The sequence below is a fragment of the Allorhizobium undicola ORS 992 = ATCC 700741 genome (assembly GCF_000621665.1).
GTDB lineage: Bacteria > Pseudomonadota > Alphaproteobacteria > Rhizobiales > Rhizobiaceae > Allorhizobium > Allorhizobium undicola.
In genome coordinates, this window is sequence record NZ_JHXQ01000018.1 from 55843 (window position 1) to 68274 (window position 12432).

At 57.4% G+C, this 12432-nt stretch carries 21 protein-coding genes and 5 tRNA genes; 20 read left to right on the forward strand and 6 right to left on the reverse strand.

Annotation, left to right across the window (positions count from 1 at the left end; all coding sequences use genetic code 11):
• Positions 1–68: 68 nt before the first annotated feature.
• The gene (locus T424_RS22640) at positions 69–467 is read right to left on the reverse strand and encodes a hypothetical protein (protein WP_154664949.1); all 399 of its coding nucleotides are present in this window, start codon (positions 465–467) and stop codon (positions 69–71) included.
• 310 nt (positions 468–777) lie between these two features.
• Between T424_RS22640 and T424_RS21850 the strand changes: the two genes are divergently transcribed.
• The 15 genes from T424_RS21850 (at position 778) to T424_RS0115250 (ending at position 7889) form a co-directional block, all read left to right on the forward strand.
• On the forward strand, positions 778–1584 hold the full coding sequence (locus T424_RS21850; RefSeq protein ID WP_161712595.1) for a DUF6551 family protein: 807 nt from the start codon (positions 778–780) through the stop codon (positions 1582–1584).
• 63 nt (positions 1585–1647) lie between these two features.
• Positions 1648–1806 carry a hypothetical protein gene (locus tag T424_RS22645; protein ID WP_154664950.1) on the forward strand — a complete coding sequence of 53 codons (159 nt, stop codon included), beginning with the start codon at positions 1648–1650 and terminating at the stop codon, positions 1804–1806.
• A gap of 7 nt (positions 1807–1813) precedes the next feature.
• Positions 1814–2029, forward strand: coding sequence for a hypothetical protein (locus T424_RS0115190; RefSeq protein ID WP_027488484.1), 216 nt, complete (start codon positions 1814–1816; stop codon positions 2027–2029).
• Positions 2026–2361, forward strand: a complete 336-nt coding sequence (locus T424_RS0115195) for a hypothetical protein (RefSeq protein WP_027488485.1) — start codon at positions 2026–2028, stop codon at positions 2359–2361. Before T424_RS0115190 ends, T424_RS0115195 begins: the two co-directional genes overlap by 4 nt.
• A complete protein-coding gene (locus T424_RS0115200; RefSeq protein ID WP_027488486.1) occupies positions 2358–2666 on the forward strand; it encodes a hypothetical protein in 309 nt (102 codons plus the stop codon). The genes T424_RS0115195 and T424_RS0115200 overlap by 4 nt, the downstream gene beginning before the upstream one ends.
• Complete coding sequence (locus T424_RS22650) at positions 2666–2824, forward strand: hypothetical protein (protein ID WP_154664951.1); 159 nt, start codon at positions 2666–2668, stop codon at positions 2822–2824. Before T424_RS0115200 ends, T424_RS22650 begins: the two co-directional genes overlap by 1 nt.
• Complete coding sequence (locus tag T424_RS0115210) at positions 2824–3183, forward strand: hypothetical protein (RefSeq protein ID WP_027488487.1); 360 nt, start codon at positions 2824–2826, stop codon at positions 3181–3183. Before T424_RS22650 ends, T424_RS0115210 begins: the two co-directional genes overlap by 1 nt.
• Position 3184: 1 nt before the next feature.
• Positions 3185–3409 (forward strand): hypothetical protein, encoded by a 225-nt coding sequence (locus T424_RS22780; RefSeq protein WP_027488488.1) that lies wholly within the window; start codon positions 3185–3187, stop codon positions 3407–3409.
• Positions 3402–4526 (forward strand): DNA polymerase III subunit beta, encoded by a 1125-nt coding sequence (dnaN, locus tag T424_RS0115220; protein ID WP_027488489.1) that lies wholly within the window; start codon positions 3402–3404, stop codon positions 4524–4526. The genes T424_RS22780 and dnaN overlap by 8 nt, the downstream gene beginning before the upstream one ends.
• A complete protein-coding gene (locus tag T424_RS21245; protein ID WP_051559045.1) occupies positions 4526–5071 on the forward strand; it encodes a hypothetical protein in 546 nt (181 codons plus the stop codon). The genes dnaN and T424_RS21245 overlap by 1 nt, the downstream gene beginning before the upstream one ends.
• Positions 5056–5892 (forward strand): hypothetical protein, encoded by an 837-nt coding sequence (locus tag T424_RS23095; RefSeq protein ID WP_245269581.1) that lies wholly within the window; start codon positions 5056–5058, stop codon positions 5890–5892. The genes T424_RS21245 and T424_RS23095 overlap by 16 nt, the downstream gene beginning before the upstream one ends.
• Positions 5889–6407 carry a hypothetical protein gene (locus T424_RS0115235; RefSeq protein WP_154664952.1) on the forward strand — a complete coding sequence of 173 codons (519 nt, stop codon included), beginning with the start codon at positions 5889–5891 and terminating at the stop codon, positions 6405–6407. Before T424_RS23095 ends, T424_RS0115235 begins: the two co-directional genes overlap by 4 nt.
• Positions 6407–6679, forward strand: a complete 273-nt coding sequence (locus T424_RS0115240) for a hypothetical protein (protein ID WP_027488491.1) — start codon at positions 6407–6409, stop codon at positions 6677–6679. Before T424_RS0115235 ends, T424_RS0115240 begins: the two co-directional genes overlap by 1 nt.
• On the forward strand, positions 6676–6855 hold the full coding sequence (locus tag T424_RS0115245; protein WP_027488492.1) for a hypothetical protein: 180 nt from the start codon (positions 6676–6678) through the stop codon (positions 6853–6855). Before T424_RS0115240 ends, T424_RS0115245 begins: the two co-directional genes overlap by 4 nt.
• Complete coding sequence (locus T424_RS0115250; RefSeq protein WP_245269584.1) at positions 6855–7889, forward strand: tyrosine-type recombinase/integrase; 1035 nt, start codon at positions 6855–6857, stop codon at positions 7887–7889. The genes T424_RS0115245 and T424_RS0115250 overlap by 1 nt, the downstream gene beginning before the upstream one ends.
• Before the next feature lie 60 nt (positions 7890–7949).
• Here T424_RS0115250 and T424_RS0115255 read toward each other — a convergent pair.
• The 5 genes from T424_RS0115255 to T424_RS0115275 form a co-directional block, all read right to left on the reverse strand.
• Positions 7950–8026 (reverse strand) — tRNA-Arg (locus T424_RS0115255).
• A 140-nt stretch (positions 8027–8166) separates the two neighbouring features.
• Positions 8167–8472, reverse strand: a complete 306-nt coding sequence (locus T424_RS0115260; RefSeq protein ID WP_027488494.1) for an ETC complex I subunit — start codon at positions 8470–8472, stop codon at positions 8167–8169.
• Positions 8473–8605: 133 nt separating this feature from the next.
• Positions 8606–8682: transfer RNA gene (locus T424_RS0115265), tRNA-Pro, on the reverse strand.
• 105 nt (positions 8683–8787) lie between these two features.
• Positions 8788–9252: a DUF192 domain-containing protein gene (locus tag T424_RS0115270; RefSeq protein ID WP_027488495.1), complete on the reverse strand. Its 465-nt coding sequence runs from the start codon at positions 9250–9252 to the stop codon at positions 8788–8790.
• Between the two features lie 9 nt (positions 9253–9261).
• Positions 9262–9840, reverse strand: coding sequence for a cold-shock protein (locus T424_RS0115275; RefSeq protein ID WP_027488496.1), 579 nt, complete (start codon positions 9838–9840; stop codon positions 9262–9264).
• 253 nt (positions 9841–10093) lie between these two features.
• Here T424_RS0115275 and T424_RS0115280 point away from each other — a divergent pair, with 253 nt between their 5' ends.
• From T424_RS0115280 to T424_RS0115300, 5 genes are all read left to right on the forward strand, one after another.
• Entirely contained in the window at positions 10094–10534 is a 441-nt protein-coding gene (locus tag T424_RS0115280; protein WP_027488497.1) for a VOC family protein, read from the forward strand.
• Positions 10535–10622: 88 nt separating this feature from the next.
• Positions 10623–11486 carry a hypothetical protein gene (locus tag T424_RS0115285; protein WP_027488498.1) on the forward strand — a complete coding sequence of 288 codons (864 nt, stop codon included), beginning with the start codon at positions 10623–10625 and terminating at the stop codon, positions 11484–11486.
• Positions 11487–11674: 188 nt separating this feature from the next.
• Positions 11675–11749, forward strand: a tRNA-Glu gene (locus tag T424_RS0115290).
• A 142-nt stretch (positions 11750–11891) separates the two neighbouring features.
• Positions 11892–11966 (forward strand) — tRNA-Glu (locus T424_RS0115295).
• A gap of 172 nt (positions 11967–12138) precedes the next feature.
• Positions 12139–12213: transfer RNA gene (locus tag T424_RS0115300), tRNA-Glu, on the forward strand.
• Positions 12214–12432: the final 219 nt, after the last annotated feature.

Consider the following 12432-nt stretch of genomic DNA (forward strand, 5'->3'; position numbering starts at 1 on the left):
GCGAATGGGCTATCGCGCTTGTCGTGAGCACCGCGAACAGGGTGATAATATGGGCTCTCACGGCAACCTCACTTTTTGTAAGCAATGCCGGTGGCGATCAGCGCTGACCAGCAATTTTTTACCAGCGCCGCCGGATCGTTATAAACCTGCACGGAATGCACAGCATTATAGCCCCGAGCCTTCGCCTGCTGCTTCATCAGGTTGAGGGCATTCTCCCTGCTCGGCTCCGGATCCCACATCTTGTTGCGGCAAGATGTGCCTATCACGCGCTGGTCTTCCTTAGCCAAAGCAGGCCCAGTCTGCGTTATCTCGACCTCTGAGACTTCTGCGACAGACGCGCGCCCTCCAAGCCCGGTGTGAACCGGGCCGACATCGTTATTTTGAGCGATGGACCCGCAGCCGGAAACGCCAGCCGCAACGACCAGCACCAGACACACCTTCAGCCAATTCCCCTTTACCTTTTTCACAGCAGCCCCCTTTGCGCGCCAGGCGCTAAATTCCCCAAAGCAAATACAACCTTAAAAATCAGCCGCTTAAACGCAATGGCTTATTTAGCCATTTTTCGGCTTGACATGAAATGGCTTATTTAGCCATATTAGCGCCATCCACCGAGCCAAGCCATCGTCGGCCCGGTGGAGATCACGCAGCCGCCGGGTGGCGCCATCAACCCCCACTCCCCCTACGCCACCCGCCATTCCAACCACTTAAGAGGCACCCATGCGCAGCATAGTCATGCAGGCCGATCCAACCATTCAGGCGAAGCCGGGCTCTTGCCCGATGCTGGAATGGCTGCCCATTGAAAAGCTGGTGGTGGATGAAACTTACCAGCGGGATTTGCAGCGCAACAATTGGAAGGCGATTCGCGCTATCGCGGAGAAATTTCGCTGGTCGCGGTTCTCACCGGTGTTTTGTGCGCCGGTGGAGGGCGGGCGGTTTGCAATCATTGACGGGCAACATCGCGTTCATGCGGCCGCGCTTTGCGGTATTGACGCCGTACCGTGCCAGATTGTGCAGATGGATCGCGCCGAACAGGCCGAGGCCTTTGCCGCGGTGAATGGTGAAGTGACCGCTATTACGACATGGAACATTTTTCGTGCGGAACTTGCTGCCGGCCATGAAAAGGCTGTGGCGCTTTGCCGCGCCGTTGAAGCTGCAGGCTGCAAAATGGCAACCAGCAACGGCAGCAAGGCCACCAAAAAGGCTGGCACGATCTACTTCCTGGCCGCCGCGCGCGAGCTGCACACCAAATATGGCGACCGGCTAACGCAGGCGCTCAGCATTTTTTTGAAGTGTAACGGTTTTGACGACAGTGCGGAGCTATGGGCGGCAAACATCATGCACCCCATGCTGGAAGCACTGTGCAGCGCGCCGCCCTTCATTGCTCACCCCGCTATTGTCACCGCCATCGACGATTTTGACGTGTGGGCAACTGTCGATGACCTGGAGGCGGAGCGTCGGCGCCGTCGATCGCTTGGCCTGCCATTGGTCAGCGGCAAGGAAATGCTCCGGGAGGCGTTCTTCAAGCATCTGGCGGCGGAGCTTTCGCCAGCACGGGTTTCGGTCAAAGCCGCCAAGACAGCCTGATCCGCTCCGGTTGCCGCAGCTCGCCGCTGCGGTTTCCCGAGCGGACCAGGAAAGGTAGACGATATGCCGAAAGACCTTGATCACACCATCACCCGCATTCCCGTTTCTGCCGAGGCTATGGCCCGGGCGGACGCTGCGATGAACCGCAGCGAGGGTGCTTCCCTGCTTATGGGGCTTGGCCTTGGCCTTGCGCTGTGGGCGCTCATTCTGACTGTTGCGTGAGGATGCCATGGTAGCCCCCACTCAAGATCAGGCGCTGGCAAATCGCCTGCGCGCCTACCAGCTGGAAAATGACCAGCTGCGCGCAGCACTGTACCGCGCGCACCGTGAGCTGGACCCGGCCACGGATCTGACACCGCAATCCCCATTTCTGGAGCTTGCACGGCTGCCGGAAGCATTGCGGCACCAGCTCCAGCTTTTCAAGGCGGAGCTGCGCAAATCATGATCGAGATCCTTCACGATGTTTATCTGGCCGCCATTGGCGGGCTGGCATGGTGGGTTAACCCGCTCACATGGTTTGGCACCGGCTTTTTCGTGGCGGCCATCGTCATCGCCACCTCAGATCACCGTTTTCATGTGCGGCTGCTTGAGGCGAGGAAGGACGTTGCCATTCAGCGCGCGGCCATTGCTTTTGCGCTCGACCTGCATCCCACCAGAGGCGCCAGTTTTCTTGCGCATTTTCAGACGGGGGCGACTGAAAAACTTTACTCCGGCTATCCCGAATGGAGCGACTACCTCGCAACCCGCGTAGCCGCTGAGCTGGATGACCGCTCATGAGCGCGCAAATCATCCCCTTCCGCCGCCCTGCCAAGACCCGCGCCTCTGGGCTGGATGAAGCCACGCTCGACCTGCTGAATGAGGCGGAAAACTGCCTTATGACGGTGATCGAGGAAGTGGACATAGAGTGCGAAAACATCCGCCACGGCGCCAACCTTTCTGAAGGCGGCGGCCTGCGCAATGGCCGCGCGGCGATCCGCGCTGCCGAACTCACCCTTTCCCTGATCAACCTGACCAGCACCCCGGAACGCTTCGGCGACCTGTCCCGCGCTGCCCGGCTGATCGTGCAATCCATGAGGACGTGATGAGCCGAACGCCGATCACATCTGTTCCTTTTCGCCTCCACTACTCGGACGGCACCACGCAAGACATTTCCGCCACCAGCGCCGCAGAAGCCCGCGAGATGGGCAAGCGCGATGGCCTGTTGATCGAGAAATGCAAGATCATCAAGGAGACAAACTGATGGCCTCACCTTATGCAACGCACCCAGGCAATGAAGAGCTTGCCCGTTTGGCCAATTCCGGCATGCATGTGAAGCAGATGGCCAAGCGCTACCAGGTGCACCACGAAACCATGCGCCACTGGCTGCGCAAACTTGGCTTGCGCGGCGATGGCCGGGGGCACTGCATTGAACCCTGCCATGCCGCAGCAGCCAAACAGCCAACCGCCGCACAAAAGCCAAAGGCGCAAAATCCGGCCCACACCTTTCCCACCACCACAATCACCACCGATACCGGCGAAAACATCACCCTGCCGCGCATTTCAATGCATGTCGCCATGCTGGAACAGCGCGCCCGGCAGGCTGCGATGATGGAGGTTTGATATGAGACAGGTTTTTTGCCCGACTTGCGACGAGCTTGTTGAGGATTCACTTGATGTTGAGCCGGAAGATATCCAGCGCATCTATCGCGCAGTTGCCGACGGTGAGCCGCAGTTACATTTGCTGCGCCTGATCTATGACGTATTCCGCGAAGGAGCGTATTTGCGCCCACCGGAGGACGAGTTACGGCTGGCAACTACCTGCAAGGGGGGGCGGGCCAATGGCTGAAGTTCCTCTTTTTCGGGCGCACCGCTCGCAACTTTTGCCCGCACTCATGGCCGCGTTTGAGGCCGTAGAAAAACGATCCGGAATTCCTATCCTTCAAAATGTGCTTTTGAGTCCAGATGGCGACCGTTTGCTGTTGCGCGCAACGGATATGACAATCGAGGTTGAGACATCCTGCGACTTGCTGGATTGTCAGATCGACACGGCGATTACGCTTTCCGGCGAGGGTTTACGGGATATTGTTCGTAGCATGCCTGAGGCAGCGGAACTGAATTTCCTGCTGGATGAAGCGCGCGGACAGGTGCGCATTCATTCTGGCGGATCGCGTTTCGCCCTGTCTTATCTTCCCGCCGCTGGCTTTCCGTCAATTTCTGAATATGCCTCCAGCAGCCGCTTCCCAATTGATTTGCAAGGCCTGATTGCCGGCATCAACCGGGTGAAATACGCCGTCAAGGAAGACAAGGCTCGCACCTACCTTTCTGGAACCTACCTGCACCCAAGTGAAGATGGCTCACAAATCGTGGTCGTGGGGTGCGATGGGCATAACCTGGGCATCTATCAGTTTGCGGCACGAACGCCGGTCAGTTTTCGCGGCATATTGCTGCCGATCAAGACGACAGCGGCACTTGCCAAACTGTTCAGCGATTCTGGATCGGATGCAGAGATCAGCGTGTCTGAAACCATGGCGCATATCGTCTGCGGCGATATCAAGCTTACCACCAAGCTGGTGGATGGGATTTTTCCCGATTACGCACGCGTTATCCCGCGTCACAACGAGCTGCGGGCGGTCGTGCATGCCGGCACGCTTAACGGAGCCATTGCGCGCGTTTGCGTGGTCGCAAAGGACACAGACAAAGACGCGGTGGAGATTAGCCTCAAGAGCGGCACGATGAGGGTTTCCATGCTCGCTCTGGATGCCGAGGAGGCGGTTGAGGATATCCCGGCAGATTACGGCGACAAGGAAATCTCGATAAAGTTCCACGGCGATTACCTGCGAAAAATGCTGGCCAGCATTAAGACGCAGGACGTTTTAATCCGTCTGTCCGATCCGGCGACTGGAGGATTGTTTCAGCCCGCCACGGAGACGGGTGAAATATACGTCATCATGCCGAGGCGGTGATGACGATGGACATCAACGACGCCCTGCCCCACCTGCCGAAAATCCGCACCGCCCTGCAATTTGCAGCGCCGGAATGGATGACCGGCCTTGATGCCGCCACGGGAGAACGTGTGATCAGCACGCGGGAAACCCCGGCGTCGCCCGTCATCGACGTGGCGAGGCTGGCCAAGGGCGCGCCGATGGATGATGCGGACCTGCTGTTGAACGCGCGCCTATGGCTTCTCGCGCTTTACACGCTGTTTTCCGCCCGCTCGCAGCAGGTCAAGCAGCTGACTGAAGAGCTGGCCGAGCTGCGCCGCCGCGCCGCCAGCCCTGGCGGCAGGGACTATGCCGCCGAATGCGCCATGACCTGCACCAGACACGATTTCCGGCGCTATCTCATCGATCGGCATCAACTGCCTGCGGACGCCAGGCAGGAGCGCATTATCACCCGCCTGCGCTCCATTCTCAACATTCGTTCCCGCGCGGAACTCAACGCCGACCCCGCCGCCGCCCAGCGCTGGCGCAGCCTCAAGGGAGATTTTGAAGCATGGAAAAAGACATGACGCCGGAAGAAGACGCATGCCCGATTTGCGAAGCAGCTCTCAAAAAAACTGACATTTGCGCCACGGACATCGAGCTTGGAATCTGCCATGCGGAATGCCTGAAGGGCTCGCCTGTCGTTGACCTCGACACAGGCAAACCACTTGCCGACGCTGAAATCGAGACATTCACCTACGGCGAGGCAATCAATCCGTCTCATCGCAACATCCCGCCCGAGGGACCTGTCGATCCGTTTGAGCCTGCCAGCTATGCGCCGGAGTTTGTGCGATTGTCGGAAAATCGACAAGGCAACTGGATGCAAACATTCACGGGCCGTAAATTTTGGCCGATTGACCCGCGCCCTGAAGACGTATGTATCGAAGACATAGCCCATGCGCTCGCGATGACCTGCCGCTACGGGGGGCATTGCAATTTTTTCTATTCGGTCGCCGAACACAGCGTTCTGATCAGCCATCAGGTGCGCGACGAAGATGCTCTTTGGGGTCTACTGCACGATGCTGCCGAGGCTTATATCTCGGACATCATCCGTCCTGCAAAACCCTTCCTCACAAATTACAAGCTTCTTGAAAACAACCTGATGTCCGCAATTTGCGAGCGGTTCAACTTGCCGCTTGCCATGCCGGAAAGTGTGCGATGGGCGGATGAGGCTATTCTGGCGTATGAAATGAAACAGGTTATGTGCGCGCCGCCAGAACCGTGGAACCTACGCTATCGCGAGATCGGCGTCAGCATAAGCGGACTTATGCCCGTCGCAGCAAAGAAGGCTTTTCTTGACCGGTTCTACGAGTTGGTGCCAGCGGCACGCGAGGAGGGCAGCAAATGAAAAACACGGATGGAATGTCGATCAGCGAGACGTTGATCCTTATGAGCGCGCGCGGCGATATTGCGCCCTTGTCGTTGAAAGATGCTCTGGCGATTGAAACCGCTCTCACCGCCGCCTTATCCGCCCAGCCGCAGACGGTGAAACAAGAAGATTGCAAGGCGTTGTTTGAAGAATGCCAACTTGCCCGCGACGAGATTGGGTTTTTGGGCTCGGTCCCCGATTGTATCCGGTATCTCGACGCCATCATCTCTCGCAAACCAAAACCATTGGTGTATGCGCCGGAATGTTGCGGCGGGGCGATAGACCCGAAAGAACGCCGCCCTCGGCTATTGGAGCATGAGGACTGCGTGTGCTGGCGATTTTCGTATGAGGATCGTATGAAAATCGACAATGGCAACGGCGCGTCAGTCCCGCCTCGCGCGCTGGCAGACGAAGGCGAGCGGCTACGCCAGATCGATTATCTCCCGATTGATCAAAGGAAGGCCCGCGCAGCACTCAAAGGAAAGGATGAGTGATGACCGACCACGAACGTATCTACCTTGAGCAGCCGCGCGCACTAGTTCGATGCTGGTGTCAAGATAACGTTTTTGATGGCGGCGGCATTGAATATGTCCGAGCCGACATCGTGGCCGCGCAATTGGCAGAAGCCCGCAACAATGCGCTGGAAGAGGCTGCCAAGGTTGCTGAAGATGAAGGAGTGACGAGTGCTGACCTCACCAGTCTTGGCGCTTGTCTTCGAGACGGCCGCATTGCCGCCGCCATCCGGGCGATGAAGGAGATGCCATGACCACTCCGGCTATCGTCAAATCCGCAGACCTCAAACGCATGGCCGACGTGGCAAAAGCAAAGGGCGTCACCGTGTGGATTGAAGCTCCGGACGGGAGGAAGATCGGCGTTTCCCCCGACCTCGACAAAATTGAAAAGTCGCGGAAGAATGCCGAGAAGGAAGAGATTGATTTCTGATGGATGCTATGCCGCGCAGACCGTTCCTGTCTCATGAGGTGACCCGCCACGGCAGGAGGGTTTGGTATTTCAAGCGCAACGGGAAACGAACCCGTATGCCCGACGAGTACGGCACGCCTGAATTCAACGCCGCCTATGAGGCAGCCCTGTCCGGCACAGCGGCGCGCCCGGCCCCGGCAAAACCCCAATCCGGCACGCTCAAGTGGCTAGTGGAGCAATACAAGCGCAGCGCCGTTTTCGCAGCGCTGGCCCCATCTACCCGGATCATGCGGGACAATATCCTCAAACAAGCCCTGGCCGATCCGAAAACTGCAAATGCTCAGTTTATCAACGTCGAGCGATCACATATCAAAAAGGGCATGGATAAGCGCGCCGCCACCCCAAACGCGGCGAATAACTTTTTGAAAACCATGAGCCATCTGTTCAGATGGGCGGTCGAGGCTGGGCACCTCGATGTCAATCCCGTGCTTGGCGTCTCGAAAATTTCAGTGAAAACTGACGGCTTCCATACCTGGACCGTTGGTCACGTCGAGCAGTTTCGCGCCTACCACCAGTCCGGCACCCGTGCCCGGCTGGCTATCGACATCATGCTCTTTCTCGGCCTTCGTCGTAGCGATGCCGTGCGGGTCGGTCGCCAGCACATGAAAGACGGCGTCATCTCGATCAAAACCCAGAAGACCGGCGAATGGGTGTATCTGCCGGTCTTTCGCCAGCTACAGGAATCAATCGACGCTGCACCGACAGGCGATCTCGCATTTCTCACCACCGAACGGGGCCAGCCCTTCGCCAGCGCAGCATCATTTGGAAACTGGTTCGCTAAACAGTGCAAGGCAGCAGGACTGCCGGACGAATGCCGAGCCCACGGTCTGCGGAAGGCCGGTGCCACGATTGCCGCAGACGAAGGAGCCACGGCTCACGAACTGATGGCAATGTTCGGATGGGCGCGCCTGGATATGGCGGAGATGTACACCCGAGAGGCCGACAAAAAGCGGCTAGCAAAGGGTGCTTCGGAACGGTTGGCGAACAGACTTTAGTCGCACCCTATTCCCCGAGCGGTCGCACCTTGAACAATATCAAACACTTAATGATATGTTTGGCGACCCCTGCAGGATTCGAACCTGCGACCTAGTGCTTAGAAGGCACTTGCTCTATCCAACTGAGCTAAGGGGCCGTTCTTGCTCGGTGGAACCAAGCCGGGGGGAACCACTACCCAAGCCCGATGGCTGAACAAGTAGCAGTCGATCAGAGTTTTTTGGCAATCTTACCGCCACTGGCCCGCACGAAATAATGCAGGCCAAGCGCAAGCGGCTGTCAGTGCGTCCAGGGCTGGAGGCGGCTGAAACGGAAATTGTCGGAATAGGACACAGACTGACGACGGGCTTCCTTGGGCTGAATGACCCGATATTCTATCCCGTTTTTCTGAGCATAGGCTTCCGCCTGCTCCTGGGTTTCGAAGGTCAGCTTCACCTGCTGGAGCATATCCGATGAGGTCGTGTAGCCCATCATGGGATCGATTTTGCGCGGCGTCGATGCGTCGAATTCAAGGATCCAGAACTGGGTCTTTGCCTTGCCGGACTGCATGGCCGTTTTGGCCGGACGGTAGATCTTCGCGGACATCTGTTCAATCCTCATTAAACGAAGAGGCGCCACCTCCCCGCAATCACCGACGATACCGGCTGAACCGTCCGCACAAAAGCTGCGCGTACCATTTCCTTGTCCTGGAAAGAAAACCTCTTTCCAAGAGAGCCGATGGTCGGAGTGGAGAGATTCGAACTCCCGACCCTCTGGTCCCAAACCAGATGCGCTACCAGACTGCGCTACACTCCGTTACCGTCGAATGAGAGCGAGATACACGGTTCACTCTTCAATCGCAACACTAAAAACCACAAACATGCTCTTCATCATGGATGGTTTTCCACGAAAATCGAGAACTCATGGAAGCTTCAACCCTTCCACGACCCGGCTGCCGGGGCCAATACCCAATGCAGCCGCACGTCCACCGTTCAGTTCGATGACATAGCGCACTTTCCCTTCGGAAGGGATAATATCCTCGGAAAAAGGTTTCGTATTGGCTGCAATCGTCCGAATCACGCCCTGCTCGTCAATAAACAGCATATCGAGCGGCAGGGGGGTATTCTTCATCCACATCATGACGTCGCGACTTGTGCCGAAGTCGAAAATCATGCCGTGATCCTTCGCCATCGTGGTCCGTCCCATCAATCCGTGCGCGCGCTCTTCATCGCTCGAGGCATATTCAAGCTGCAAGACATGCCTGCCGCCGCGCTGGTCAGCGATAACACCCTTGCCCGTTTTGAAAACCATCTCGCCCGCGAATGCCGCGCCAAGCGTGAGGATGAAAAAAAGCGCCACGAAGGCGCCTTTGATAACTGATTTCATATTTCCATCTCAATGAGCCCGACCATATGGGGCTGGATTATCCGGATGAATTTCGGCGGCCATAAGGCCTTTATCACCCTCACCGAAACGAACCAGAACCGTCTGTCCGGGCCGCAACTCGGTCAGGCCATAGCGGCGCAGTGTTTCCATGTGAACGAAGATGTCCTCGGTGCCTTCGCCGCGCGTCAGAAAGCCAAAACCCTTGGTGCGATTGAACCACTTGACCAGAACGCGCTCCAGCCCGCTGGAAGGCGTCACCTGCACATGCGTGCGCACCGGCGGCATCTGCGAGGGATGCACGGCCGTTGACTGGTCCATGGAAAGAACCCGGAAAGCCTGATAGCCGCGATCCCGCTTGTGTATGAGCGCCACGATGCGCGTGCCTTCGAGAATCGTCTGGTAGCCATCCCGCCTCAGGCAGGTCACATGCAACAGCACATCCTGCATACCGTTATCGGGCACGATAAAGCCAAAACCCTTGGCGACATCGAACCACTTCACGACGCCGGTTATTTCGATGAGGTCCATGGGCTCGTCAGCAAGCCCACTCCATTCCATGAGGCCTTTCGATGAAAAACTGTCCACCATCTTCCGTCGCCCCTCGACCACGCCCTAAGGATACGTTCCAACTGATTCCCTGAGGAGAGATTAACATTTTGTTAACCCTGATGCGCAAGCCCCAGTTTCAGTTATCAGATGAAGTTTTCCTGCATGGAGCTTGTTCGAGGCTGGCGCAGCGGTTGAGGGCGGGATGATCACAGCTTTTGCTGGCGAAATAATGGCCCCTTGAAGCTTGCCGGAGTGAGGAGCATATCCCTGTCACGAAACAATGGAGATCACCATGCGCTACCTGCACACCATGGTCCGGGTCGAAAACCTCGACGCATCCCTGCACTTTTATTGCACGCTGATGGGCCTCAGCGAGGTTCGCCGGATTGAAAATGAGAAAGGCCGCTTCACGCTGGTTTTTCTTGCCGCAGATGAGGACCTTGCCGCCGCCCGCGATAACAAGGCTCCATGCCTGGAACTGACCTATAACTGGGACAGCGAACACTATACCGGCGGCAGAAATTTCGGCCATCTTGCCTATGAAGTCGATGACATCTACGGCTTCTGCCAGAACCTGCAGGATAATGGCATCACCATAAACCGCCCGCCGCGTGACGGGCATATGGCCTTCGTGCGCTCGCCGGACGGTATTTCCTTTGAGATCCTGCAAAAGGGTCAGGCGCTTGCCCCCCGTGAACCCTGGGCATCCATGCCCAACACGGGAAGCTGGTAACAAAACCGGCCTGGCGCAAGCTTGCCGGGACAAAATGGCGTCATGTGAATCCCGAACGGCGCAAGGCCGAACCCATGGATCGATCGACATGACGTCATTTCCCACCGGACTTTCAGCAAGCCTGACCAAGAAAATGCCGGGCTACGTGCTCCGCAGCGCAACCCTTGCGCTATTGCTTGGGTCGGTCAGCGTGTTTGCTGGCTGCACCACGCAAAAGGCAGAGATTCCCACGCTGGAGGCAGATGCCGTGGGCGATGCGGATACACCTGTTCTTAATCCGCAAACCGCCACAGCCTATCGCGACCCGCTGGTGAGCGCCCAGCCGCCCAAGGCCCACCAAAAGGCGCAGGCGCAAAAGGCCCACCCGGCCAGTATTACGACTGCACAGACGGCAGCCGATGTGCAGACAGCCGGCGAAAGCGCCCAGCATATTGCCGCCCCACAGATTGCCACCCAAGCCGAAGCAAGCGCCAGCGCGACCCCGCAGGCCGCCGCCGCCAGCATCGTGCCGCAAAACATGCCGACACGCCGCTTCCAGGCAACGGTTGCCAGCGTGTTCAGCGTCCAAACCCCGGCGCAGCCGGTTGATCTGGACAGCGCAACGGCAAAGCCGCAAATGCCGGTAACTCCCACGGCAGAGCAGCCTGCCATGCCGCAAACGCGCGCGCCAACCAAGGCAGAGATTCTCGCAGGCCTTGCGCCCAATCCGCATAAGGCGCGCCAGGCGGTTCGTCCGCAGCAGCAAGCCGCCCTTCAACAATATCAGCACGGCAACATGATGGGCGCAGGCGTTTCCCCCACGCTGCAAACCAGCATTCCCACCGCCCTGCCCGCAACCTCGCAGGCAGGCGCGGCAACGCCGATGGAACAGATCGAAGGCGATCCCAAGGCGCAGCACATGACGAAAGACGGCTTTCTCAAGAAATTCCTGGCAAACTTCCGGAAAAACTGACGAGGATCGGGCTGCTCTCAACCCTGTTTGGGCCTTTTCGACCGGGAACCAAACGAAGCCAGGGCAAACTAGGCTTTCTTGAGCACCAAAATACGAACATCTTCAAGGCCCTGTCATTTTTCTGCAAAATTTCGACAGGGCCTTCTTGCGAAAAAAAACGCGCCTGACTATAAGCCGTCTCACAGCACGCGCCCTTCGTCTATCGGTTAGGACGTCAGATTTTCATTCTGAAAAGAGGGGTTCGACTCCCCTAGGGCGTGCCACTCTTTTTCTTTCCCTCCCGCCATATAGTGTTCTGTAGCCCTGCATTGTCCTGCGCATTTTTATTGGCGAAAAATAATGGTTTTTCTGCATTTTTCGCTTGCGATAGCGCCAACTTACGACTAAGAGAGCGCCACACAGCACGCGCCCTTCGTCTATCGGTTAGGACGTCAGATTTTCATTCTGAAAAGAGGGGTTCGACTCCCCTAGGGCGTGCCACTGTCTCCTCCCCTTCAAGATCATCAGCTTTTTTAAATTGCATCCTTACGCAAGCATGAGCCCGTGTTTGAATCTCATATCAAAGTTGAGAAAAATGCCAGAGCCTGTGGAAAACGCTGAATTTTCTGCTTGCGAAGAATCGGAAGCCTGCCTATAAGCGGCCTCACAGCACGCGCCCTTCGTCTATCGGTTAGGACGTCAGATTTTCATTCTGAAAAGAGGGGTTCGACTCCCCTAGGGCGTGCCACTGTCCTCCCCCTTATTCCCTCCCAGATCGTCAGTTCTTTTCAGGTTACGTTGTCGTGAGCAATTGCGGCTACCTCTCCGGCGCTTCTTATCTCACCAAGAAGCATGGAAATCATAAGACAAGCGTGTCGCGATCTTTCAGATTCCACAGTACACGACGCTTAGGCATGTGGCGTGGCCTACCCCCCTCTGCCTTGCCAGGCATCTCCCCCTCAAGGGG

Coding starts and splice junctions, on each gene's coding strand:
- T424_RS0115190 (WP_027488484.1), top strand. CDS start 1,814: ATGGTAGCCCCCACTCAAGATCAGGCGCTGGCAAATCGCCTGCGCGCC.
- T424_RS0115235 (WP_154664952.1), top strand. CDS start 5,889: ATGAAAAACACGGATGGAATGTCGATCAGCGAGACGTTGATCCTTATG.
- T424_RS23095 (WP_245269581.1), top strand. CDS start 5,056: ATGGAAAAAGACATGACGCCGGAAGAAGACGCATGCCCGATTTGCGAA.
- T424_RS22645 (WP_154664950.1), top strand. CDS start 1,648: ATGCCGAAAGACCTTGATCACACCATCACCCGCATTCCCGTTTCTGCC.
- T424_RS0115260 (WP_027488494.1), bottom strand. CDS start 8,472: ATGTCCGCGAAGATCTACCGTCCGGCCAAAACGGCCATGCAGTCCGGC.
- dnaN (WP_027488489.1), top strand. CDS start 3,402: ATGGCTGAAGTTCCTCTTTTTCGGGCGCACCGCTCGCAACTTTTGCCC.
- T424_RS0115240 (WP_027488491.1), top strand. CDS start 6,407: ATGACCGACCACGAACGTATCTACCTTGAGCAGCCGCGCGCACTAGTT.
- T424_RS22780 (WP_027488488.1), top strand. CDS start 3,185: ATGAGACAGGTTTTTTGCCCGACTTGCGACGAGCTTGTTGAGGATTCA.
- T424_RS0115250 (WP_245269584.1), top strand. CDS start 6,855: ATGGATGCTATGCCGCGCAGACCGTTCCTGTCTCATGAGGTGACCCGC.
- T424_RS0115275 (WP_027488496.1), bottom strand. CDS start 9,840: ATGGTGGACAGTTTTTCATCGAAAGGCCTCATGGAATGGAGTGGGCTT.
- T424_RS21850 (WP_161712595.1), top strand. CDS start 778: ATGCTGGAATGGCTGCCCATTGAAAAGCTGGTGGTGGATGAAACTTAC.
- T424_RS0115200 (WP_027488486.1), top strand. CDS start 2,358: ATGAGCGCGCAAATCATCCCCTTCCGCCGCCCTGCCAAGACCCGCGCC.
- T424_RS22650 (WP_154664951.1), top strand. CDS start 2,666: ATGAGCCGAACGCCGATCACATCTGTTCCTTTTCGCCTCCACTACTCG.
- T424_RS0115285 (WP_027488498.1), top strand. CDS start 10,623: ATGACGTCATTTCCCACCGGACTTTCAGCAAGCCTGACCAAGAAAATG.
- T424_RS0115210 (WP_027488487.1), top strand. CDS start 2,824: ATGGCCTCACCTTATGCAACGCACCCAGGCAATGAAGAGCTTGCCCGT.
- T424_RS0115195 (WP_027488485.1), top strand. CDS start 2,026: ATGATCGAGATCCTTCACGATGTTTATCTGGCCGCCATTGGCGGGCTG.
- T424_RS0115245 (WP_027488492.1), top strand. CDS start 6,676: ATGACCACTCCGGCTATCGTCAAATCCGCAGACCTCAAACGCATGGCC.
- T424_RS0115270 (WP_027488495.1), bottom strand. CDS start 9,252: ATGAAATCAGTTATCAAAGGCGCCTTCGTGGCGCTTTTTTTCATCCTC.
- T424_RS21245 (WP_051559045.1), top strand. CDS start 4,526: ATGACGATGGACATCAACGACGCCCTGCCCCACCTGCCGAAAATCCGC.
- T424_RS0115280 (WP_027488497.1), top strand. CDS start 10,094: ATGCGCTACCTGCACACCATGGTCCGGGTCGAAAACCTCGACGCATCC.